Annotated in this window: 20 protein-coding genes; 5 read left to right on the forward strand and 15 right to left on the reverse strand. The window is 58.5% G+C overall.

All coding sequences use genetic code 11. The features are described from left to right. Positions 1 to 177: 177 nt before the first annotated feature. From C6382_RS03740 to C6382_RS03750, 3 genes are all read right to left on the reverse strand, one after another. On the reverse strand, positions 178 to 2,577 hold the full coding sequence (locus tag C6382_RS03740) for a TonB-dependent receptor (RefSeq protein ID WP_256588942.1): 2,400 nt from the start codon (positions 2,575 to 2,577) through the stop codon (positions 178 to 180). Between the two features lie 124 nt (positions 2,578 to 2,701). Beyond that, positions 2,702 to 3,634, reverse strand: coding sequence for a FecR domain-containing protein (locus C6382_RS03745; protein ID WP_107023191.1), 933 nt, complete (start codon positions 3,632 to 3,634; stop codon positions 2,702 to 2,704). Next, positions 3,631 to 4,128 (reverse strand): sigma-70 family RNA polymerase sigma factor, encoded by a 498-nt coding sequence (locus tag C6382_RS03750; protein ID WP_107023192.1) that lies wholly within the window; start codon positions 4,126 to 4,128, stop codon positions 3,631 to 3,633. Before C6382_RS03750 ends, C6382_RS03745 begins: the two co-directional genes overlap by 4 nt. 340 nt (positions 4,129 to 4,468) lie before the next feature. Here C6382_RS03750 and C6382_RS03755 point away from each other — a divergent pair, with 340 nt between their 5' ends. From C6382_RS03755 to C6382_RS03770, 4 genes are all read left to right on the forward strand, one after another. Continuing rightward, complete coding sequence (locus tag C6382_RS03755; RefSeq protein WP_107023193.1) at positions 4,469 to 7,336, forward strand: HD domain-containing phosphohydrolase; 2,868 nt, start codon at positions 4,469 to 4,471, stop codon at positions 7,334 to 7,336. Between the two features lie 101 nt (positions 7,337 to 7,437). Beyond that, positions 7,438 to 8,445 carry an acyltransferase gene (locus tag C6382_RS03760; RefSeq protein ID WP_107023194.1) on the forward strand — a complete coding sequence of 336 codons (1,008 nt, stop codon included), beginning with the start codon at positions 7,438 to 7,440 and terminating at the stop codon, positions 8,443 to 8,445. A 431-nt stretch (positions 8,446 to 8,876) separates the two neighbouring features. Next, positions 8,877 to 10,304, forward strand: coding sequence for an ATP-binding protein (locus C6382_RS03765; RefSeq protein ID WP_256588944.1), 1,428 nt, complete (start codon positions 8,877 to 8,879; stop codon positions 10,302 to 10,304). Between the two features lie 110 nt (positions 10,305 to 10,414). Further along, a complete protein-coding gene (locus tag C6382_RS03770; protein ID WP_107023196.1) occupies positions 10,415 to 11,740 on the forward strand; it encodes a tetratricopeptide repeat protein in 1,326 nt (441 codons plus the stop codon). A 15-nt stretch (positions 11,741 to 11,755) separates the two neighbouring features. On the opposite strand, the gene C6382_RS03775 is transcribed toward C6382_RS03770, so the two are convergent. The 12 genes from C6382_RS03775 to C6382_RS03825 form a co-directional block, all read right to left on the reverse strand. Beyond that, positions 11,756 to 12,046, reverse strand: coding sequence for a hypothetical protein (locus tag C6382_RS03775; protein ID WP_107023197.1), 291 nt, complete (start codon positions 12,044 to 12,046; stop codon positions 11,756 to 11,758). Between the two features lie 428 nt (positions 12,047 to 12,474). Continuing rightward, entirely contained in the window at positions 12,475 to 13,437 is a 963-nt protein-coding gene (gene copD, locus C6382_RS03780) for a copper homeostasis membrane protein CopD (RefSeq protein ID WP_107023198.1), read from the reverse strand. Between the two features lie 2 nt (positions 13,438 to 13,439). Beyond that, positions 13,440 to 13,826 carry a copper homeostasis periplasmic binding protein CopC gene (gene copC / locus C6382_RS03785; RefSeq protein WP_107023199.1) on the reverse strand — a complete coding sequence of 129 codons (387 nt, stop codon included), beginning with the start codon at positions 13,824 to 13,826 and terminating at the stop codon, positions 13,440 to 13,442. 77 nt (positions 13,827 to 13,903) lie between these two features. Continuing rightward, a complete protein-coding gene (locus C6382_RS03790; protein ID WP_256589003.1) occupies positions 13,904 to 14,725 on the reverse strand; it encodes a copper resistance protein B in 822 nt (273 codons plus the stop codon). A gap of 72 nt (positions 14,726 to 14,797) precedes the next feature. Beyond that, a complete protein-coding gene (locus C6382_RS03795; protein WP_107023201.1) occupies positions 14,798 to 16,582 on the reverse strand; it encodes a copper resistance system multicopper oxidase in 1,785 nt (594 codons plus the stop codon). A gap of 266 nt (positions 16,583 to 16,848) precedes the next feature. Then, positions 16,849 to 17,121, reverse strand: coding sequence for a heavy-metal-associated domain-containing protein (locus C6382_RS03800; protein ID WP_107023202.1), 273 nt, complete (start codon positions 17,119 to 17,121; stop codon positions 16,849 to 16,851). A gap of 114 nt (positions 17,122 to 17,235) precedes the next feature. After that, positions 17,236 to 19,593, reverse strand: a complete 2,358-nt coding sequence (locus C6382_RS03805) for a heavy metal translocating P-type ATPase (RefSeq protein WP_256588948.1) — start codon at positions 19,591 to 19,593, stop codon at positions 17,236 to 17,238. A 3-nt stretch (positions 19,594 to 19,596) separates the two neighbouring features. Beyond that, entirely contained in the window at positions 19,597 to 19,848 is a 252-nt protein-coding gene (locus C6382_RS24280) for a DUF2933 domain-containing protein (RefSeq protein WP_256588949.1), read from the reverse strand. A gap of 171 nt (positions 19,849 to 20,019) precedes the next feature. Further along, entirely contained in the window at positions 20,020 to 20,451 is a 432-nt protein-coding gene (locus tag C6382_RS03810) for a hypothetical protein (RefSeq protein WP_107023203.1), read from the reverse strand. 101 nt (positions 20,452 to 20,552) lie between these two features. Next, complete coding sequence (locus C6382_RS03815; protein WP_107023204.1) at positions 20,553 to 20,945, reverse strand: hypothetical protein; 393 nt, start codon at positions 20,943 to 20,945, stop codon at positions 20,553 to 20,555. A gap of 460 nt (positions 20,946 to 21,405) precedes the next feature. Beyond that, the gene (locus C6382_RS03820) at positions 21,406 to 21,840 is read right to left on the reverse strand and encodes a GFA family protein (RefSeq protein ID WP_107023205.1); all 435 of its coding nucleotides are present in this window, start codon (positions 21,838 to 21,840) and stop codon (positions 21,406 to 21,408) included. Positions 21,841 to 21,911: 71 nt separating this feature from the next. Continuing rightward, the gene (locus C6382_RS03825; RefSeq protein ID WP_107023206.1) at positions 21,912 to 22,853 is read right to left on the reverse strand and encodes a carbon-nitrogen hydrolase family protein; all 942 of its coding nucleotides are present in this window, start codon (positions 22,851 to 22,853) and stop codon (positions 21,912 to 21,914) included. Between the two features lie 103 nt (positions 22,854 to 22,956). Between C6382_RS03825 and C6382_RS03830 the strand changes: the two genes are divergently transcribed. Continuing rightward, entirely contained in the window at positions 22,957 to 23,652 is a 696-nt protein-coding gene (locus tag C6382_RS03830; protein WP_107023207.1) for a helix-turn-helix domain-containing protein, read from the forward strand. Positions 23,653 to 23,782 lie beyond the last annotated feature (130 nt).

The following is a 23,782-nucleotide window of genomic DNA, read 5'->3' on the forward strand; positions in this document are numbered from 1 at the left end:
GCTCGATCACCGCAATACGCAATGACGTTCGCCCTGGCTGAAGAGAAAGCGTTGGGCGGCAAACTGATCCGGGTGTTGCTGCTGGCGCCTTTCCTGCTCGGTCTGGCGGTGTGTTGAACCTGCTGTAAGTTGCGCATCCGCAGCCTTCGCTCCCTGAAGGCCTGGACGAGGATCAGGTCAGAAGGCGTACTTCAGGCCCAGCGTCGCGTTGCGTGGGGTGCCGTAGTAGCTGCTGCCGGCGGTGTTGGTGTAGTACTCCTTGTCTAACAGGTTGTTGAGGTTGAGTGTCGCGCTCAGCTGGCGGGTGATCGGGTAGCGCGCCATCAGGTCGACCACGGCGTAGTCGCCCTGGGTGAAGCGCACCTTGTTCGGGCCCTGGTTGTCGCTGTAGATTTCGCTCTGCCAGTTCACCCCGCCGCCCACCGTCAGGCCGTTACCGACCTGGCGCAGGGTATAGGTGCTGAACAGCTTGAAGGTGTTTTGCGGCACGTTGGTGTTGAGCTTGTTGCCATCGGCGTTCTGCACAATGTTACGACTGAAGCTGGCGCCAGCCTGCCAATCGGGGGCCAGTTCGCCGGCGATCTCCAGCTCGAATCCGCGGGTCTTGGTGCCGGATTCGGCACGGTAGGCGAAACCACCGCCGGGCACCGGGACGTTGGGCTGGATAAGCACGGCCAGGTTGTCCTGCTTGATCTCGTACAGCGCCAGGCCGAGGTTCAGGCGGTCGTCGAAGAAGGCCGCCTTGCTGCCCACCTCGTAGCCTTCGCCTTCGAGCGGGTCGATGTACTTGCCGCTAATGTCCTTGTTGCTCTGCGGTTTGAAGATGCTGGTGTAGCTGGCGTACAGCGACCAGTGCTGGTCGAGGTCGTAGACCACACCGGCGAACGGCGTGACCACGCCGGTTTCCTGGCGGCGCTCGTCGGTGTCCGGTGTCGCGTCGTAGTAGTCAGTCTTGACGGTGTTCTTCCAGTCGTTGACACGGGCGCCGAGAATCAGCGACAGGTCGTTGGTGACGCGCAGACGGGTGCTGCCATACACCGCGGTCTGGTCTTCCTGGTAGTCGATGCGGCTGGTTGCTGGCAGCGGCGGTTTGCCAGGGATGTCGCCGTTCCAGGTATAGATGTTCGGGATGGCGTTGCTCCAGCCGTCGAACCACCACAGCGGATAGCCGTTGGTGCGGAACTCGGTATGCTGGCGGGTGTAACCGAGCACTGCATCATGTTCCAGGCCCCACAGGTCGAAGTTGCCGGCGATGTTCAGGTCGACGCTGGTTTGCACCGGCTTGGCGGCCCAGCGTCCGGCCCACAGGTTGACCCCGGCACCGGTTGCCGGGTCGGGGTTGCCGCCGGCGGCATAGCCGAGCACCTCGTCGTATTCGTAGCGGTCGCGGTTCAGCGTCAGCTTGGCTTTCCAGCGCTCGCTCAGGTTGTGTTCGAGGGTGGCGAATCCGGTGGTGAAATGCCGGTTGGAGTAGGCCCAGCTGGCAGCCGCCGAATCCGACCTGGACCACTTGGCCCGCGAGCCGTCTTTGTTGAACAGTGGCAGACCGCTGCGGGCGTGGTCGTCGGCATCGTGGGACTGCGAGTCCATGCCGAAGCTCAGCAGCGTGTCGGGTGTCAGGTCGGCCTCGACGATGCCGTAGAACACCTTCTTGCGCTCGTTGAAGCGGTCGATGTACGACTCGTTATCCTGGTAGGCCCCGACCACACGGGCGCGCAAGGTACCGCTGTCGTTCAGCGGGCCGCCGACGTCGACTTCGGTGCGCTGGTAGTTCCACGAGCCGGTGGCGACCGAGACGCTGCTCTGCAGGTCAGCAGTCGGACGCTTGCGGATCAGGTTCACGGTGGCCCCCGGGGTGCCCACGCCATTGGTCAGACCGGTGGCGCCGCGGATGATCTCGACGCGGTCGTAGAGGACCATGTCGTTGCTCTGGGCTACGGACTTGTAGTTGCTGTCCAGGCGTTGCAGGCCATCGACCTGATAGTTCTCCACCTGAAAACCGCGCGAGTAGATCAGGCTGGAGTCGGAACCGGCGTTGCCGCCCTGGTTGACGCTCAGGCCTGGGGCTTGCTTGACCACGTCGAGCAACTGGGTGAGGTTCTGGTCTTCCATGCGCTGGCGGGTCATCACGCTGACTGCCTGCGGTGTTTCACGGATCGAGAGCGGCAGCTTGGTGGCCGTGGCGGTCGAGCCACTGGTGTAGGAACCGGTGCCTTCGGTGGTGGCGCCGAGGGCGAAGCCATTGATGCTGGTGGCGCCCAGCTCAAGGGCGTCTGTGCTTGGCTGGCTGACGATCAGCGTGTTGCCGCTCTGCTGGTAGCTCAGGCCGCTGCCGGCAAGCAGCAGGGTGAGGGCGTCGCGTGCGTCCAGCTGGCCGCTGACCGCCGGGGCTTGGCGGCCCTGGACCAGGCTACTGTCGACGGCGATGGTCAGGCCGGCGGCTTCGCCGAGCTGACGCAATGAGGTGGCCAGCGGCTGGGCCGGCAGGTCGAGATCCATTGGCGCGGCCAAGGCCTGGCTGGCCAGAGTCAGGGCCACCGCGGCCGACAGGGCGCGCAGGGTCGGTTGGATCGGCATGCAGAGTATCCTTCTTGTGTGTTTGCTCCAGCACTAACGCGCGAGGGTGGCTTTACCCTGATGTCGTGATTGCGAATTATTTGCGATGCCGACGAGCGGTATTCCTACCGCTGGCCGCTCAGACCTAGCGGGGCTGCAGGACGGTGGTACCAGCCTCCTCGCGCAGACGCACCGGGACGATCCGCGGCAGCGACTGAAGGAAGCCTTCGACGTCGGCAAGCTGCACCACCGCGCTGATTCGCGGGCTCGTGCCTGCGCCAGCGCGTAGCGGCGATGGGTGATAGCGCGACAGGCTGGCGGCGATCTCCGCCAGGTCGGCTTGGTCGAATACCAGGCTGCCGGACTGAAAGGCAAAGGCATCGCTGGCGGGGCGCGTCAGGCGTTGCAGGCGCCCATCGGCGCTCACCTCGGCGACCTGTCCGGCCTCCAGCTGCACGCTTTCGCCGGGGTGCACGAGGCTGTCCACCTGCACCTGGCCATGGTCGACGCTGACCCTCAGCCGGTCCGGTAGACGGTTGACCACGAAGCGAGTGCCCAGTACGCGAACCCGGGCCAGGCCGCTGTCGATGACGAAGGGTCGCTGCGGCTGGCGCGCCACCGAGAAGATCGCCTCGCCGCGCAGCAGTTCGACCTGGCGCTGTGAGGTGTCGTAGCGCAGGTGCAGGTGTGTGTCGGCATCCAGTATGAGTTCGCTACCGTCACGCAGGTGCTGTATCTGCCGTTCACCGATGCCGGTTTGCAGATTGAGCTCCAGCGGGCCGTAGCGGTGGGCCTGCCAGCCGAGCGCGCTGCCTACCGTCAGCAACACGCTCAGCACGCCGCCCTGCAGCAGCCGGCGACGCCGACGCTGACGGTTCTGCTCCATGACCTGGGCCAACGCTTCGGTGCGCTGGGTGGAGGCGAAGTCGCCCCACAGCTCGACGAAAGCCCGGTATTCGGCCGAGTGACGCGGGTCGGCGGCTAGCCAGGCGTCGAACTGCGCACGTTGCGGGTGGTCGGCAGCAGCGTTGTACATGCGCGCATACCACAGCGCAGCCTGTTCGCGGGGGGCACTCACGGATGTAGCAGCTCGCGGGCGTTGCGCAGGTTGACCATGGCACGGGCCATATGGCGTTCGACCATGTTCAGGCTGATGCCCAGTTGCTGAGCGATCTCGCTCTGCGCGCAGCCCTCGATGCGCGCCAGCCAGAACACCTCGCGGCAGCGCGCCGGCAGGCAGTCGAGGATGCGTTGCAGGGCAGTCAGCCGCTGCTGGATGTCCAGCAGGTGTTCGGCAGACGGGGCGAAATGCCCGTCGCCGGTTTCCTCGTGGTGCTCGGGCAGCGGCTGCAGCCGGGCGTTACGGCGGAAATGGTCGATCAACACCGACTGCGCGACCCGCCGAAGGTAGGCGTTGGGCTGAGTCAGTGGCTGAGGATGCTGGGCCAGAGCGAAGCGCAGCAGGGCGTCATGCAGTACGTCGTAGGCGCGCTGTACGCAACGCGTCTGGCGGCTGAGGCTGAGCAGCAGATCACTGTAGGCCCAGCGCAGGTCGATGCCTTGCCAGTTCAACGACGGGCTCCGGGGATTGGCAGGGAGGAGGGGGTAATCGGCATGATCGGGCTGCTCTGTGATACGACGGGGCTGGTCGCGCTGGCAAGCTTAAATAGTTGTCCATTGCATGTAAATAAGAGGCGTTGCTATTTGCATTTGCTCGCAATGATTTTTCAGGTCGAAATCAGGCCGGCATGATCGCTCTGGCTGATTACACTGTTGAAACCGCCACACATCGAGTATCTGGAATGGGCTGCGTGTTGATTGATCATGATGATCTGGTGGCTGGCCGCCTGTTGGCGTGCCAGGTCTTTGCGGCTCGCGCCATCGAGCTTTCGCGGGGCAGGGATAGTCAGCCATGAACAACCAGGGACGTGGCATCTCGCTGCAGTGGCTGGTGGCGCTGGCCATCATGCTGGGCATGCTGTTGCTCGGCGCCGGCCTGGCCTGGCAGGGCTATCGCGCAATACAGCAAACGCTTGTGGCCGCCGCTGGCGATGCCGCCCAGCAGTTCGGTAAAACAATCGACGAACGCGCCCGGCGCCTGGTCGATCCGGTGCAGAGCAGCATCCGCCTGCTCGCCTTCAACCCGGCCGCTGGCAACCTGACGCAGCGTCTGGAGCAGCTTGCGCAACTGGTCGAGAACCTGAATGCCAACCGGATGCTCAGTGCCGCTTACGTCGGCTATTCCAACGGCGAGTTCCTCCTCGTTCGCCGGCTACGTGACCCGCAACTGCTCCAGCACTTCGCCGCGCCGCCAGGCACTACGTTCCTGGTGCAGAGCATCAGCGCAGGCAACCAGGGTGCGATGCTGGGCGAGTGGCGTTTCTACGACCAGGCGTTGACCCTGCTCAAGACCCAGGTCAAGCCGGACTATCACTTCGATCCACGCCAGCGCCCCTGGTTCGTCGAAGCCGCCGGGCGGCCCACCACCGTACTGACCCGCCCTTACGTGTTTTTCACCACCCGCGAGATCGGCCTGACCATGGCGCAGCGCAGCGTCGACGGTGCGGCGGTGATCGGCATGGATGTCTCGGTCAACGACCTGGCCAGTGAGAGCCGGGACCTGCGCATGACCGCAGGCACCGAGATCGCCGTGGTTGACGATCAAGGCCGTGTGGTGGCTTATCCGGACCTGCAGCGGGTCATCGTGCATGAGGGGGAGGCTGTGCGCCTGTCGCGCATCACCGAGCTGGGCATTCCCAGCCTGGAACGTCTTTACGCCGATCTGCCCCAGGACACCCGGCCACAGCCTTATCAAGTGGAGGGGCAAACCTGGTATGGCATGCGTGTGCAGCTGACGACTCTGGCCGGACAGGATCTGCAGGTATTGATTGCCGTACCTGCCCACGAGCTGCTGGCCGGTGCGCGCAAGGTGCTGTTCGAGCAGTTGCTGTGGACGGTGGCGCTGATGGGCGTGTTACTGCTGCTCGGCGGCCTGCTCGGCCAGCGTATTGGCCGCCCGCTGCGCCTGCTGGCCGACCAGGTGCGAGCCTTGGCCGGCTTCGATTTCAGCCGCGAGATGGGGGTAACGTCGCGGGTGTCCGAGGTGCGTGAACTGAGCCGGGTGCTGAGCCGCATGTCCGGAGCCATCCGCCACTTCCAGGCGATCACCCTCACACTCAGCCGTGAGAGCCAATTGGAGCGCATGCTCGACGGGGTGCTCACACATTTGGTGGCCGCTGCCGGGGTCAGCGCTGGCGCGGTGTACCTCTTTGATGTCGAGCGCGCTCATCTGCGCCTGGCCGCGTCCTGCCGTGGCGAGGGCTACCCTGAGGAGCTAGGGATCGGCGAATGCAATCATGAGGAATTGGTGACTGCTGTGACCCAAGCCCTGGCGCTACAGGGACACAGCCTCGCAGTGGTGCTCAATGACCGTAGCCAGGCGCTGCTCGGCATCCTGGTCTTGCAGTTGGACAATGAGCATGCACGCGACGAGGTGCGCCAACCGTTCCGGCGCTTTGTCGAGGAGTTGTCCGGCGCTGCCGCCGTAGCCATCGAGACGCGCCAGTTGGTCGAGGCCCAGCAACGCCTGTTGGATGCCATGATCAAGCTGCTGGCCGATGCCATCGACGCCAAGAGTCCCTACACCGGTGGCCATTGCGAACGGGTACCGCAACTGGCGCAGATGCTGCTGGACAAGGCCGTGCAGGCCGAGAGCGGCCCCTATTCCGACTTCAGCATGAGCGAGGCTGAGCGCTACGAGTTCCGTGTGGCGGCCTGGCTTCACGATTGCGGCAAGGTCACCAGCCCCGAATATGTGGTGGACAAGGCGACCAAGCTGGAGACTCTGTACAACCGCATCCATGAGGTACGCATGCGTTTTGAGGTGCTCTGGCGCGATGCCGAACTGGCTTACTGGCAAGGCCTGGCCAGCGGCGCCGATCAGCAGACGCTGCAACGGACACTGGAGCACTGCCGGGCCGAACTGCAGGAGGAGTTCGCCTTCGTCGCCAAGGCCAATATCGGTGGTGAGTTCATGCAGGAGGACGACGTCGAGCGTTTGCGCCGGATCGGCCAGCGCCGCTGGCGGCGGCACTTCGACAACCGGCTGGGCATCTCGCGCGACGAACAAGAGCGCTTTGCCGGTGTACCGCAGGTGCCGTTACCGGTGGATGAGCCGCTACTGGCCGACCGCTGCGAGCACCGGGTGCCCTGGGGGGCACGCAAGCCGCCGGTGGCCAGGGACGACCCGCGCAACGTCTGGGGCTTCGACATGCGCCTGCCGGCCAACGCCAGCGATTACGGCGAGCTGTACAACCTGTCGATCCGACGCGGTACCCTGAACGACGAGGAACGATTCAAGATCAACGAACACATCGTGCAGACCATCATCATGCTCGAGTCCCTGCCGTTTCCGCGCCAGCTCAGGCGCGTCCCGGCCATCGCCGGCAACCATCACGAGAAGATGGATGGCAGCGGTTATCCGCGTCGCCTGGCCCAGGATGAGCTGAGCATCGCCGAGCGAGTGATGGCGATTGCCGACATCTTCGAAGCGCTGACGGCCGCTGACCGGCCGTACAAAGCGCCGAAAACCTTGTCCGAGTCGGTGAAGATCCTTGTCTTCATGGCCCGCGACAACCACATCGATGGGCAACTGCTGCAGCTGTTCCTGAGCAGCGGCGTGTATCGTCAGTATGGTGAGCGGTTCCTGCGTGCCGAGCAGATCGATGAAGTGGATGTGGACTATTGGTTGGCGCAGATAAAGGGCACGATTTTTTCGTGACCTGAAGTGTAAAGTGCAAAAGGTGTCCTAGACTTCAGGTTTAAAGGGTTTGACCGCATAAAAATTTCACCGCTGCGATGACTCAAAGAGTGAGTGCGAATATGAATGATAGTTCCGCAGCGGGCTCTCGATTAAGCGTACTTGATGGATGGCGTGGCATCAGCATCTTGCTGGTCTTGGCATGCCACCTGCTGCCACTTGGCCCAAAGCTCTGGCAATTGAATTCCGCCGCAGGCGTTATGGGGATGGCGATATTCTTTACCCTGTCGGGTTTCCTGATAACAAGTTTTCTGCTCAGTAACAGCAGCGTCGTTGATTTTTTAATCCGCAGAATTTTTAGGATTGTGCCGCTCGCCTGGTTGTATATGGCGATTGCTTTGTTTGTCATGAACAGTCCTTCGGAATTCTACATCACGAACTTTCTGTTCGTTGCCAACTGGCCGCCTATGTGGCTTGGCAGTGCAAACGGGCACCTGTGGAGTTTGTGCATGGAGGTCCAGTTTTATCTGGCCATCGCGTTGTTGGTCGTGCTGATGAGAAACAAGTGGATGTTGCTGGTCCCTTTTTTCTGCATCGCCGTGACGATGTACCGAGTCATGAATGAAGTCCATGTCGCAATCAATACATATTACCGCATTGATGAGATATTGGCTGGGTGCATACTTGCACTGATATACAACGGTAGGCTGGGCGACACCCTTGCGCAATATTCGAAACAGATGTGGGTCGCGCAAATAATTCTATTTATCCTGTTTGTCGTGTCCAGTCATCCCGATTCGGGCTTCATGAACTACTTGCGCCCGTATTTTGCCGCTGCAATGGTGGGGAGCACGTTATTCAATGGGCGGACGCTGGTTGCCCAGCTTCTGAATACTCGCATTCTGTTTTATATCGCCACTATCTCGTATGCGCTCTACGTTGTTCACCCGCTGCTGGAGCAGACCTGGCTGGGTAGCGGAGATACCATCATCAAATATTTGAAGCGGCCTCTGTTGTTTGCTGCAGTTCTCATCACTGCGCATATCTCGACTTTCTACTATGAAAAATGGTGGATTGCTTTTGGCAAGACATTTTCCAGGAAAGTGGTTAGCCAGTCTGTTACCAGCTAAATCGGTACACAGACCGCCGGTGCTTAGAGGCTCGGTGGGAGCGGGCTAGCCCCGCGATTCTGGCTATGGAGATTGTCTGTCATACTGCCATGACCCCATCGCGGGGCAAGCCCGCCCCACCGGTTGAAGACTGCTTCTGCCCGGCAGCTTTCGACGTTCTCGTCACTTTATCGAGTGGTCTTGCGTGTACACCGAAATGGTCACTCCGAGCGGGTGGTGAATAAACCCAAACACACCCAAATGAGGGGGGGCTGGGGCACGAATTGAGCGCGACTGGGTCTGCGCTCAGGAATCGTGGGGCTATCAGGCTTGGCATGAAGCGTGCTTATTCCATAAGGTAAATAGCAATTCCTCTCTCAAAAGACGGATTGGACTATCAAATGCAAATAATAATAGCTTCCTTTAAAAGCTGTGTGCCATGGACTCTCAACTTGCGGCCTATCAAAAGTATTGCCTTGCGTTTGGCGGAACTCAAAGCAGCCCGAAGATACTCGTTGCTAACCGGGCTAAGTATTGTTTTGGTCGCGAGTTTCCTAGGGCTTGTTGCTACCATCTTTATTGTTAGTGGAAGTGCCCAGCGAAATACAGCACTCACCGCCAGATTTATCCAGGCCTTGGGATCCGTGGGTGCGAGCAGCATGGGGTTGGCTGGGTATCAAACAAGCGACGTACTTGACGCGCGCGAGGATAGTGGTTTGCCTGCAGAAATCCAGGTTAATCGCCAGAAGTCACGGCACATATTTTTTGAGAGCCTGAATAGTATTGCTAGTCAGCCAGAGACGTTATTGATTAATGTTTATGCACCTGACAATGTCATTATTTGGTCGAGCAATCCGAAATTAATCGGTCAGAGCTTCCCTGGCGACGAGGAACTTGATGGGGCTGAATCTACTAAGGATGGAGTCGTTACCAGCTACCACGAAGTAAAGGAAAGCCGTGAGGAGCAGCAGTTCGCTCGAAAGCCAAGCAATATTTTTGTTGAGCATTACATTCCGCTGGTAAATTCAGCGGGGAAGGTACCTTCAGTCGTTGAGTTCTATACAGAACCAACCAGCTGGCTCATCAAGACTCGATCGGGTTATCTGGTGGTATGGCTAGCCTGCTCCATTGGCGGAGCTTTGATTTATCTAGGCCTTCTCTCCTTTGTTGACAAACGTGGCGGCGTATTCCCTTCAAGGATCCAACAAAACATTGACATCGAAATGGCGGCCCTGCTTAACGAAGTGTCTACAGTAGTGGCTCATAACTTACGCAATCCCCTCGCCGTTGTTCGTTCTAGTGCCGAACTGGCCTTGGAGGTCGGGAGCCAAGCCGCCTGTAAAAACATCGGGGATATCATCAGTCAAGTCGATCGCATGTCAAAATGGATCAAAGAGTTGCATATTGCATCCACATCGCTCAAGGGTGAAATCGGAAAGGTCGATCCGGTAGAGGCCGTACTTGAGACCTTGCGGAATTTTGAACTGCCATTATGCAATGCCAATGTGCATGTGGAGTTTTCAGCAACCTGCACTCCGCCAGTAACAGGTCATCACCAGCTGCTTGTTCAAATGTTAGACAGTCTGGTATCCAATGCTATTGATGCGATGCCAGACGGGGGGAGTCTGTACATAGCAATAAATCAGAGCTCATTCAGGCGCTTGAGCATAATACTTCGTGACACCGGCACAGGCATGACCACAGCCCAACAGAAAGCGTTGTTTCGGCCTCGTTGTTCCATCAAGCATGGAGGGCTTGGAGTCGGGTTAATGTTGGTGAAATTGATAATGAAACGCTTTGGCGGTCACGCTAGCCTGACCAGTAGCAAAAATAAAGGGACAACCGTCAACTTGTGCTTTCGGATGGCAAGCAGTGGCTAGTGTTCACGTTTCGTCGGAAAAGTGTCTCTGAGCCAAATTCGGAGGGACAATCGAGAGCGATCTTCACATCTCGATCATGTATGCCCTCAGGGCGTGGTCAGGAGGAGGCCATGAGCAAACGCGACAAGCGTGGCAATCCTGTTTCCTATGGCTCGCAGGAGGCAATCGATGCGCTGGATTGCGCTTGCGACTTGCTGCATGCCTACCAGGCCGATCCCCTGGCTGCAGCTGACAAAATTATCGTGGAGCACCCGGATTTTGCGCTTGCCTACGCCTTCCGCGCTGGCGCAATAGCGACTGCGACCGACAAAGCGTTTGACCCGGAGCTGTTCAAGAGCCTGGACGCAGCTGAGCGATTGGCAGCGAAAGCGAACGATCGTGAGCGCCAGCATATCCATGCAGTACGTGCCTGGTTCGACGGTGACTGGGAGCGGGCAATCGACATCTGGGGGGGTGTTTCGATCGAGTACCCCCGCGATCTGCTGGCACTGCAGTTCGCCCATCTGGGAGACTTCTATCTGGGTTACTCGCACATGCTCCGTGACCGCATAGCGCGGGTGATGCCGCGCTGGGATAAGGACGTTCCTGGCGTTGGCTTTGTGAAAGGGATGTATGCCTTTGGCCTGGAAGAGTCAGGGGATTACCGGCAGGCCGAAGAGCAGGGGCGCGAGGCGGTTGCCTTGAACGCGCAGGATGGCTGGGCAGTGCATGCCGTCACTCATGTCATGGAAATGCAGGGTCGTAGCGAGGAGGGGGTGAAGTACCTTACATCCAGCGCCGATGCCTGGGCACCCAATAGTATGTTTGCCTTCCATTTGTGGTGGCACAACGCACTATTCCTAGTTGAGGCCAATGACGTGGCTGGCGCGCTTCGTCGTTTTGATGAGGACATTTCAGCGGGTGGATTTGCTCAAGCGCTTGAACTGCTTGATGGGTCCGCGCTGCTCTGGAGACTCTCTCTGCTTGGTCATGACGTCGGAGATCGGTGGAAAGCGCTGGACAAAAAATGGCTGTCCCGTTGTGAAGACGGCTTCTACGCCTTTAACGACGTGAACGCGATGATGTCATTCGTGGGTTCTGGAAACAGTCGCGCACAAGCTAAGCAGTTGGATGCCCTGAAACGGGCCGCTGCTGGCAGTGGTACCAACGCCATGATGAGTAGAGAGGTTGGTGTACCAGCGTGCGAAGGGTTGATGGCGTTTGGTCGTGGGGATTACGCCCAAGCAATAGCGTCATTGATGCCGCTCCGCGCCAAAGCTAACCGCTTCGGCGGTAGTCACGCGCAGCGGGATGTCTTCTCATGGACGCTGACCGAAGCCGCTATTCGCCTTGGCAACCGCGCACTTGCCGAGGCTCTGGTTGCCGAGCGCCTTGCCTTGAAGCCTGAGAGTCCGATCAACCGTGCCTGGAAAATGCGCACAGGTCAATTACAGTAGCCCGCACCAGCGTGATTATTTGATCTGCACAATGACCGGGCCTTCCGTCACGATCGGCGGTTGCGCGTGGATATGCGAGGCATTTTTCTGAACCCAGTCACGTGCGACTTTCAAGCTCGCATCGCTGCCGGCCTTGTCCGTGCAAACAGTCACCGACGTACCACCATCACCGGTATTTAGCAGTGTGTAGCTTACGAGCCCAGGCACTGTCTGCAAGGTAGCTTCGACGTCGGTTTTGCGCTCTTCTAAAAGCTCGAAAAGCTGATTTGCTCCAGCACCCAGGTAGGTTCTTATAACCGCGTACATTTTCGCCTTCCTTTGGGAGCAGTGTCTTGATGCCAATCCAGGTCCACGGATAGCCGCTATCAGCCAAGTTTCAATTCCTCTCGATTTATTAATCGACGACAAGCGAAATGCAACGACCATCGGCGGCCCAGGACAATTGCTGGCGATCACTTCAGCGACTGCTCCGTAGCCCAGAGCAAACCGCGCACCTCGGCATTGACCATGTCACAGGCGGGGCGTTGGTCTGGTAGGCGCTTTTGAGCAGGATGGAAGTGTGGATCAGGGCGCTTCGGATGAGACACTGGCACGGACGGCGAACAGTGGATCGTGGCTGCCATTGCAAGAGCCGAAGGTGGTGCTGGTTTGGGTGGTGAGGGGTGGGTCGGGAACGGGTTTGGTTGTGTTCAGCATATAAAATTGGAAAGCACTGCTTGCATTCACTTCACGGTCTACTGCACTGACATCTCCATCTCCATCTCCATCTCCATCTCCATCTCTGGGCTGAGGGTGCCGAGCCAGGCAACCAAGGCCATAATGATCACCGCGACCGAGAGCTCTAGAGTCATGCTGCGTCGTAAGGCGTTGATAGCGATTTTGTGTGTGCCTGTCTTGATGGATCGTTCGAGTAGCGGGCTCAGATGAAAGCGGTTCAATGCTGCGAACACCAGCATCACCACAAACAAGAAGACTTTCAAAGACAGCAAGGCCCCGTAAGTGTTGGTTGTCAATGTCTCGAATGCTGGCCCAACGACCAGTAAATAGTTGGCGACTCCGGTGATGGTCAGGGTGGCAACAATGAGCATCCCCGCTGATTCGAAACCCGTCAACGTTCGAGCCAGCAAATTAATCTGCAGATCACCTGTGAGGTTGTTTGTACGCAATAAAAGCGCGAACGCGGCGATAGCGCCCAGCCAGCTGCCGGCACCCAGAAGATGAACGATATCGCTGGTGAAGTGCAGGTACCGCCGACTGCCTTCACTCATGGCTCCATGTCCCGTCCAGGCCAGCGTCGCCAGGGCGATAGCCCCGCACAGTGTGACCAGCCAGAGGCTCATTGAGGGGGCCTGCCGATTGAGGAGCGCGGCGATGACCGCCACCGTCAATGAGGCTATTCGAACCATCCAGGTCAACCCGACGTCCGTGTCCATCAGCAGCATTTGCAGGATGTGGTGATGCAGCTCCATGACGCTGGACACACCGCTCATCGTCTTGGCCATATTCAGCATCGCTGCCATCGACAACAGAACACCAGTGATTGCAGTGCCGACCAGAAGCGACTCAAAATTTAAAACGGCCCCGCCAATCCGTTCTTTTCCTTTGAGGCTATAGATACCAAAAAGGGCCAAGCCAAAGAGCAGCATCAGGTCGATGTATAGCGCGAAGCGAAGGGTTATGTTGATTGTGTCACCCATGATCAGTTGACTTTAAAAGTCACGGTACCTGTGATTGGGTGGGTGTCGGAAGAAACGGCCCTCCACTCAACCTTGTAGGTACCCGGTGTCAGCGGTGCTGTCGGGGTGATAACCATCATTTTTGGATCGGCAGCGCCCGTGACACTCGCTTTGACACCCATGGGGGAGTGCGCAGACATCCCCGGCATCTCTGTCATGATCAGTTTCGCGCCGGAAAACTGGGTGGTGAGCTTTTCCGAGAAGTTAAGTTCGATTTTTGCCGGTGCGGTCACCGTAGCGCCTTCGGCCGGGGTAGAGGACAGCAGTTTTGGATGTGCTTGGGCGCCAGCACTCAACAACAGACTGGTGCTGAGAGCTGCAACAGTGATGAAGGTTTTCAGAGGTGACATGCAAAGCTCCTGACGGCCTGAGCCGTGGATGGGGGTTTATTGTTTTAATTGCGTTGAGATACACGTATCCCTCAGGTTTAGAACCACATCCGCACACCGACGACAAACCGCGTATCGCTGCGGTCTTCACCTTCTTCAAGGATGTAATCTGCTGTCTTGCCGTATGAACGGTTCCAGGTTACGCCGATATAAGGGGCGAACTCGGGGCGTATTTCATAACGCAGTCTTAGGCCAACCTCGGTGTCTGACAGTCCGGAGCCTGTGGCACGTTGTGGGTCGTTTTTGCCATAGACATTCATTTCAGCTGTAGGCTGCAGAATCAAACGGTTGGTCAGCAAAATGTCATATTCGCCCTTGAGCCGCAGCGCGGTCTGGCCAGCCTCGCCCAAATAGGCGGTGGCTTGCGTTTCGAAGTCGTAGAGGGCCATGCCTTGCAACCCAAGTGCGGCCCAGGTCTGGGGTGAGCCAGGTTTGAAGTCTTGTCGCACACCACTGACCACATCCCACCAAGGGCTGATGGCGTGTCCCCAGAGTGCCTGAAGCTCGGCGCTTTCGGTCACACCGTTGGTTCGTTCGCCTTCGCTGCGTAGCCAGAGACGATCGGTGTCGCCGCCGATCCAGCCGTTGGCTTCCCAACGCAGTGCACTGCCTTCATTGGCGTCTTGCCATTCGAGTTGATCGATCAGAAAAAACGAGTTGATCGAGCGGTCGTGCATCTGATGGCCGGCATGACTTTCAAACACCGCTGCGCGATCGGCATCGGTGAGCGCTGGGATCGGCGTACGGCTTTGCTGGGGCCCCGCGGGTTTCATACCCTGCATCTGGGAGTGATCCATACCCTGCATCTGTTTGCCGTCCATACCTTGCATCGGCTCGGTTTGCCCATACGCAAGCGGCATGACAGCCACTCCAAGGATGGCCAGACCGGTGAGTATCGGTTTAGCGGTTCGTTCGAAGTTCATGTCTGGCTCCTACTCTTGCACACGGACTTCGCGGAACATGCCCATTTCCATGTGGTACATCAGGTGGCAGTGATACGCCCATCGCCCCAGGGCATCGGCGGTCACGCGGTAGCTGCGTTTGCTGCCTGGAGGCATGTCGATGGTGTGCTTGCGGACCATGAAGTCACCGTTTTCATCCTCCAGATCACTCCACATGCCATGCAGATGAATGGGGTGCATCATCATGGTGTCGTTCACTAGAACCACTCGGATGCGTTCTCCATATTTGAGATGAAGAGGCTCGGCATCCGCGAATTTGACGCCGTCAAAAGACCACGAGAATTTTTCCATGTGCCCGGTCAGGTGCAGGGTGATGGTGCGGCTAGGCTCCCGGCCATCGGGATCCTGGAAGGTGCTCTTGAGGTCTGCATAGGTCAGTACCCGGCGACCGTTGTTTCTCAGTCCCATGCCAGGATCATTGAGTTTCGGCGTGGGGCTCATCGCCTGCATGTCGATCAGTGGGTTATTCGCTTCCGAGGCCGGGTGCGGCTCCATCGAGCCCATGCCGCTCATGCCGTGCATCGAGTGGCCAGACATGCTTGCCGAGTCTGGCATCTGGCTGTGATCCATACCCTGCATACCTTGCATCGAGTCCTGGGTCATGCCGGTCATATCGCTGTGATCCATGCCGGCCATATCACCCATGCCCATGTCGCTCATTGTGATCAACGGACGTGGATCCAGGGGGGGAACAGGGGCCGAGAGCCCCTCATGTACAGCCAGCGTGCCTCTCGCGAATCCTGTGCGGTCCACCGACTGGGCGAACAAGGTGTAGGCATTTTCGGTGGGTTCGACGATGACATCGAAGGTTTCGGCCACGGCAATGCGGAACTCTTCGACGCTCACCGGCTTGACGTACTGTCCGTCTGCTGCGACGACAGTCATCTTCAGGCCAGGAATGCGCACGTCGAAGTAGCTCATCGCCGAACCATTGATGAACCTCAGACGCAGCCGTTCTCCGGGTCTGAAAATACCTGTCCAGTTACTGTCGGGAGCCTGCCCGTTGAGCAAGTAGGTGTAGGTGGCGCCGCTGACATCGGCAAGATCCGTGGGGTTCATCTTCATTTCAGCCCACATTTTCCGATCCGCGATGGTGGCAGACCAACCGTTCTTGCTGACGTCATCGATGAAGTCGCCGACGGTGCGTTTGTGCTGGTTGTAGTAACTGGATTGTTTCTTGAGCTTTTTCATGACTCGCTCAGGGTCTTCATCCGTCCAGTCGGACAACATCACCACATAGTCGCGGTCATAGCGGAAGGGTTCGGGATCTTTTGCATCGATGACCAGGGGGCCGTAGACCCCGAGCTGCTCCTGGAACCCGGAGTGACTGTGATACCAGTAGGTACCGTTCTGTTTGACCTTGAACGAGTAAACGTACAGGCCGCCCGGTTCGATGCCGTGAAAACTCAGACCCGGTACACCGTCCATATTCACTGGCAGAATGATTCCATGCCAATGGATCGACGTGTCTTCCTTGAGCCGGTTCCTGACACGCAACGTCACCGTATCACCTTCGCGCCAGCGCAATATCGGGCCAGGAAGGCTGCCGTTGATGGTCATGGCGGTACGCGGTGTGCCCGTGAAGTTCACCCCCATCTCACCGATGGAAAGATCGAAGTCGGTGCCAGCGAGCACATTCGGCTGGCCTTGGCTGGTGATTGCCCACACCGGGCTGCGCCACAGTCCAAAGCCCGCAAGCACTCCGCCTGCCGCCAGGGCTTTCACGAAAGTGCGTCTTGATGTTCTGGAATGCATGGAGGGGTATCCAATAAGTCAGAATCCAGGCAGATACGGATCCGCTGCCACAGTGAGGCTAGGGCTCGTTTCAGAAATTCAGTGCCCGCGCCATTTTCCAAGCAAGATGTCACATCATCAGGCGGCGCGTGATTACATTTCCGTCAGGTTGGCAACGGCAATTTGGTTGCGCTGCGATTGAGCAGCACCGATAGAGTTGTCTTGTTGTGATAGGCCGTGTCCGGTTAGCCCTGACGTAATCGTCAATCTCCGTTTAAAAATAGCGCTTACCGACAGCAGCAACCGCCGCCGCTCTCGCCACAACCTGAGGGTTTCTTACTCGTTACGTTTTCGATTGTCGCCAGCTGTGCTGGATAGCCAGCGTCCTGCAGGGCTGCAAGCAGTGCATCGCTGTGCGAATCGCCGCTGACCTTCACCCGTCCGGCTTGTAAATCCACGGCTATGTCACTGACGCCTTCAAGTGGGCGCAGCGCTTCGGTGACATGTTTGACACATGAGCCACAGCTCATGCCTTGGACTTGCAGTTCAACGGTTTTCATCGGTGACTCCTCATAACAAAATGCATCATGCAAAGACTGGGGCATTCGGCTTTTCTGCGACGTTGTCTTATCTTCAACCTTGCTGTCATGGCAAGGTCAAGCGGTCGTTTTCACTCAATCAATGGAAGCCTGGCGCAGGCGTAACGCGTTGAATACCACCGACGCCGAGCTCACGCTCATGGCCAGTGCGGCAATTAGCGGTGACAGAAGGTGACCGGTAAGCGGGTAGAGCAAGCCGGCGGCCAGCGGGATGCCCATGACGTTGTAAAGGAAGGCGAAGGTCAGGTTCTGGTGCATATTTCTCACCGTTGTTACTGACAGGCTGCGTGCACGCAGGATGCCGAGCAGATCGCCTTTGACCAGAGTGACCTGAGCGCTGTTCATCGCTACGTCAGTGCCAGTGCCCATGGCGATACCGACATCAGCGCGAGCCAGCGCGGGGGCATCGTTAATGCCGTCGCCGGCCATCGCCACGCGGTGTCCGGCTTGTTGAACAGACGCGACCAGACGTTCTTTGTCTTGCGGTTTGACCTCTCCATGTACCTCCTCGATACCCAGCCGCAGAGCGACCGAGCGCGCAGTGGTAAGACCATCACCCGTAGCCATGATGACCTTGACGCCATCCGCCTGCAGACGCTCGACTGCCAGCTTCGAGGTGGGCTTGATGGGGTCGGCAACAGCCAGCAAACCCGCCAGAGCGCCATTGACGGCCAAGTACATGATGCTCGTACCGTCACTGCGTAACGTCTCGGCTTGCGCTTGCAAGCGCTCGGTGACGACGCCGGCCTCCTGCATCAGCGCGGTATTGCCCAATTTCAGGTGGCGCCCCTCAACCTGACCGCTTACACCAATGCCGGAGGCCGATTCGAAGGTTTCAGGTGGGCTTAGTGTCAGGCCGGCGGCGCGAGCCTGTTCGGTAATAGCGCGGGCCAACGGGTGCTCGCTGCCCTGATCGAGGCTCGCGGCCAGGCGCAGCACTTCATCCTGAGTAAATCCGGGGACAGCCTCGACGCTATGGAACGCTGGCCGCCCTTCAGTGAGGGTGCCGGTCTTGTCGACGATCAAGGTGTCTATCTTGCACAGGTTTTCGATGGCGGCGGCATCGCGAAACAAGATGCCGCTGCCAGCAGCCTTGCCGGTGGCGACCATCACCGACATCGGTGTTGCCAGGCCAAGGGCGCAAGGGCAGGCGATGATCATTACCGCGACAGCGTTGATCAGTCCGAACACCCAGCTTGGCTCGGGTCCCCACAACCCCCAGCCGAGTAGCGTCAGCACGGCGATGGTAATCACCACAATCACGAAGTAACCGGCAATCACATCTGCCAGGCGTTGCATCGGCGCTTTTGAGCGTTGTGCCTGTACAACCATCTGTACAATTTGCGCGAGCAAGGTGGCTGAGCCTATCTTCTGCGCCTGCATCACCAGGCTGCCATGGGTGTTGAGGGTCGCGCCGATCAATGCATCACCAGGCCTCTTCATTATCGGTATGGGCTCACCGGTGAGCATCGACTCGTCCACTGCACTTTCGCCTTGGAGTACCTGGCCATCGACAGGCACTTTTTCACCGGGTCGCACACGTAACGTGTCGCCGCTGTGTACGTGTGTCAGTGGGATGTCTTCTTCCGTGCCGTCGGCATTGATTCGTCGGGCAGTTTTGGGTGCCAGGCCGAGTAGCGACTTGATTGCCGCAGAGGTTTGCGAGCGAGCCTTGAGTTCGAGCATTTGGCCGAGCAGGGTCAGTGAGATGATCACCGCCGCAGCCTCAAAGTACACGCCGATGCGGCCGTCCATCATGAAATTGCTGGGGAATGCGCTGGGGGCCAGGGTGGCCACAACGCTGTAAAAAAAAGCCGCCGCTGTACCGAGGCCGATCAATGTCCACATGTTCGGGCTGCGCTGAATCACCGAACGCACGCCACGTACATAAAACGGCCAGCCAGCCCAAAGCACCACGGGTGTTGCCAGTCCTAGCTCAACCCAGTTTTGCGTAGTACCGTGGAACAGCATCAGGGCATGGCCGCCCATGGCCAGCAAGGTGACGATCACGGTCAGTGGTAATGTCCACCAGAAGCGCCGGGTGAAGTCCTTGAGTTCGGGGTTCTCTTCTTCCTCTAGCTCGGGATACACCTGCTCCAGGGTCATACCGCACTTGGGGCAGGTACCGGGGCCGATCTGGCGGATTTCCGGATGCATGGGGCAGGTGTATTCAGTGGCAGTCGTTAACGGTTCTGTTGGTGCCTGATGGACTTGTTCAATTTCAGTCGGAGATATTTGATAGTGCTCGGGCTCTGCACGGAAGGCCGTTTGGCATTTCTGGCTGCAGAACCGGTAGGTTCGCCCCTCAAACTGCGTGCTGAACGGGCTATCGTTGCTGACGGCCATGCCACAGACCGGGTCATGGGTGCCGACAGCCTGGGGCTCAAGTCGCCGTATTGGGTTGTGCTCCTGGTGAATGTCAGGGCTGTGCATGCGCTACCTCCTGTCCGCATCCTTTACGGAGTCTGAGGTCTTTGCGTGATGACTGTGACCACCGTGGTGGTGCCCGAAAATATGCATCAGCGGGCATAACAGCAAAATCAAATACGGCAGTAGGCCCAACATATGGCCGTAATGTTCTCTGGCCAGATAGAACAGCGCAATCACCAGTAACATGCCCAGCACTATGCCGGTTTTGCTCCACCACACTGGGGGAGAGGTGTTAGCTGGATGTGATGAATTCACCATGGCTCTGTACTCCTTTGGGAGTGCTGTCTAGTAATACGTCATCCAGGTTCAATGTTCGGCGGTGTCATCCTGGAAATGCTGGCTAAGATGAAACCGCCGTTGCATTTGCAACGCTATTGCCTGAATCACTTGCTCATCACCAGTGCCGCGAGCACTAGTGAGTAGCAACCGTCACTTCTTGATTGGCATATCCATCATCGATGACTGCTGATCCATCATTTTCATCATCATCTCCATCATTTCTTTTCCCATGCCGTCCTTGGCGCCAGACATCCCCATCTGGGAGCCCATGCCCATGCCCATGCAACCCGAAGCATCATGCTGCTTACTCATCATGGCCATGCTTTCCCTCATCGTCTTCATGCCCTCCTGCATAGCTGCTTGCCGCTCGCCTGGGGTTTTCGCCGCAGCGGCTTTGGCATGGGCAGCTTGCATTTTCTGCATTTGTTCGCTCATCGCTTTGTTCATTGCCGACTCGGACGGTGTGCTGGCAGCCGTTGCGTTGGCAGGTGCATCGGCAGGGTGACGCTCGTCTTCGGCATTCGCCATGAAAACGCTGCTGGCCAAAATTGCGGCGATAACGAATTTCATTTTTGTCTGCATGTTGAACTCCAGGTACTCAGAAATAAGTAGGAATTACTAAACCGCGCCAAATCGACGCATTGGAGCAGAACGGCCACGGCGTGGCCGCCCTGAGAGGCGGATTAATCGTTGAAGCGGACGAATAACAGGCGGGCTGGTGGCCCCGATGGTGCGGGGCGCCCCAGTGCAAGTGCAGCGAAGGCGATGGGTCTGAGGGTAAGCAGCAGAATCGCCGGTAACAGCAAGGCAAGCGCCAGACTGGCGAGGTCTACTGTCGGGATCTTCGATGCGGGACTGATCGCCTTCACTGCATCTTCACAGTGCTTAAGGCAGCCACTGGCGTGCCGGGCATGGTCATCTAATTGTTGCAGTGTGGAGAGCGTCGCGTGCGTTGCAGTCAGATTGTGCTCCGGCTGCACCAGGCAGCCGTGAAATGCCGTCACGATCACAGCCAACACCCACACCCCGAGGGTGAGTTGCAATAGATTGCGATAGTGATGACGGAACCAGTACATGACGTGCTCCACAGACTTGTTAGTCCCTAGCACTTCCAGTCTAGCCTGCCAGGCAGCCGATGATTTGACTTCGATCAAATAAGTGGGCTCATCATGGCGAGCTAAAAGGGCTTTGCCATCCCAATCCCCACCTACTACTCCTTCGGTTCTCCGCTTCAACGCAGGACGGGACGTCAGGGGCGAAACTGATCGTCTCCAGCTCCAGCTCCAGGTCTAGAAACCTCAACACCGAAAACCGTCGCAGCATCTAGAGAAACGGGCTTGATTCAATGAGTGTTTCCTGAAGTCCGTGACGGTTCTTTGGCTGATTCCATTGCACGACCAGGTTCAGATGTTGAAGCCGTTGGGTCGCTTGCGATGCTGCTTCATTTGTTCGAAGCCTTTCTGTAGGACAGTACCGAACAGGTGGCAACTGGCGTAATCGAACGAGGTCGGAGCGCCACACGCTAGCGTGCCAGCGCTATTCGTCCACGCTGACGCCCGATCCCCCTAACTCGCTGGGGACATCCTTCAGCTTGGGCAAACCGTCTTTGATGCGCAGCCTGGTCTCCTGATAGTGGACGTGAACACCTGGCGAATACGCAAGGTCCGGGATGACAGCGGCATACACGTCGATGAGCCCCATCCCGGGGTGTTCGGTGAAGAGGTGCCCACCGCAACGCTTGCACCATTTGCGATAACTCAACGGAGTCTTGTTGTAGGTGCCAATGTTGTCAGCCCCTCGAGTCACTTGCACCGCCTCGGGTTTCCACAATGTGAAGGCATTGACCGGCGCTGCTGACCAATGTCGACACGACTCGCAATGGCAATAGCCCATTGCGGTCGGCTCACCGCTGACGGTGAACTCGACTGCGCCGCAAAAACAACTGCCTTTGTAAGACCTTTGAATGCTCATGGAGTAACTCCTTCATCAGTTTTTACACTTATCGCCGAAGCTGGGATGGATCGCCTGTGCGTTGCTTAGCTTCACCCGTTGATGAAGTGCACCGCTGTCGCCGGCGTGCGTCGCACCTGCAGTTCGAAAATGTCAGGGCGCGCATAGTGCCCGGTGACGTCGAGCGTCCGCCGCGCTGGCGCCACGAGTGAGACGTCGATGTCCGCATACAGAATGCCTGCTTCCCGGTGTAATGGACCGGCTGTGATCTGGCCTTGAGGGTTTACCACCACCGAGTCGCCGTCGTTGATCCATTCGTCCGGTTCGGGAAACAGTTGCATGCGACCCAGAAAGTCATCGGGAATGTCGCTCCCGCGCAGCGCGGTGCCACTGCCGAGCACCCAGCAGCGACCTTCGAGTGCAATGTGACGCATCGTGCTGATCCAGCCCTCGCCGGCGTCGTACGTGGGGGCGACGTAGATTTCCACCCCTTGGGCATACAGCGAATAGCGCGCCAGGGGCATGTAGTTTTCCCAGCAAATGAGCGTACCAATGCGGCCGACGGGTGTATCGACCGTACGTAACCCTGACGCATCACCGAAACCATGGACCATGCGCTCGGGGTTCGTTGGCATCAGCTTGCGATGTCGGTTGAGCACTTCGCCGTTCGTACCGATAACGACTACGCTGTTGTAGAGCGTGCCGCCTCCATTACGCCGCTCGCATTCATTGATGCCGCATACGATTGTCACGGCGTTGGCGCTGGCGGCCTCACACAATTCGTTCAGGTCACCGTTCGCGATATCGACGGCGTTGGCCAGCAGGCGCGTATGCAACTGGCCCATTACAGCCCCGTCTTTTCCCGCTGCCAGCCGCCAGATCCACGACGGGTAACCTGGAATGAACGATTCGGGTAAAACAATCAACGAGGCTCCCGCCGCTGCCGCCTCAGCGACCGATTGCACGGCTCGGGCGATCGTCTTGCTGCGGTCGAGCAGCACGGGCGGCCGCTGAATGATGGCTATCTTGGTCATGGCGTGCTCCTGAGACGGTGGTTTTCGCAGGTTTCAGCGTGCACGTGGCGAAGTCGCGAGGCTAGTTCAGAATCTGAAGCGTTGTAGTTGCGGAGTACAGGCGATGGATGAAAGCTATGGTCAGTTCTGCACGGTCGCGCGCGGTGCTGAAGCACTGTGCGAGCGCTGGACGCCTTTGGTCGTGCGCGAGCTGCTATGCGGCAGCAAGCGCTTCAATGAACTGCACCGTGGCGTACCACGGATGTCCACCAGCTTGCTGGCACAGCGGCTGCGCCACTTGGAAGATATCGGTGTCGTACATCGCACGGCCGTAGGCAAGGTCTGGGAGTACAGCCTGACCGAAGCCGGCGAGGATTTGCGCCCCATCATAATGGCGCTAGGCCATTGGGGCGCGCGTTGGATAGGTAGTCGCCTTCGCGATAACGAACTCGACGCGGGCCTGCTCATGTGGGACGTGCGCCGGTTCGTGCGCCTCGAGAAGTTCCCGTCCCGATCGGTGGTCATTCACTTCAAGTTCCGCGACGCGCGGTCCGGCGAGCAACAGTGGTGGCTTGTTGTCGAACAGGGTGTGGCAGATTTATGTCGCGACGACCCCGGACGCGAACTCACGCTCGTTGTGCACTCTAGCGTGCGCGCGTTGACCGAGGTGTGGACCGGCGACCGCACACCAAGGGAGGTTCTTCAGTCGCGAGAGCTGCGTGTAGACGGCGCTGTGCAGGATGCGGAAAACTTGTGGCGCTGGCTGGGCACGAGTGCGTTCGCCGGTACCCGGAGCGCAGCAATCCAGCCTTTGCAATAGCCGTCGAGAATAGTAAGCGTTCGACCGTCCGTATATGGACTCTTCCTCATTGCAAGCCCCTTCGCTTTGGCCCCCGTGCCGACTGCACACGTATATTCGGCCTCTGACTTTGGCATCGATTCGATGCAGG

This window comes from Pseudomonas sp. BBP2017 (assembly GCF_003024385.1).
Classification (GTDB): Bacteria; Pseudomonadota; Gammaproteobacteria; order Pseudomonadales; family Pseudomonadaceae; genus Aquipseudomonas.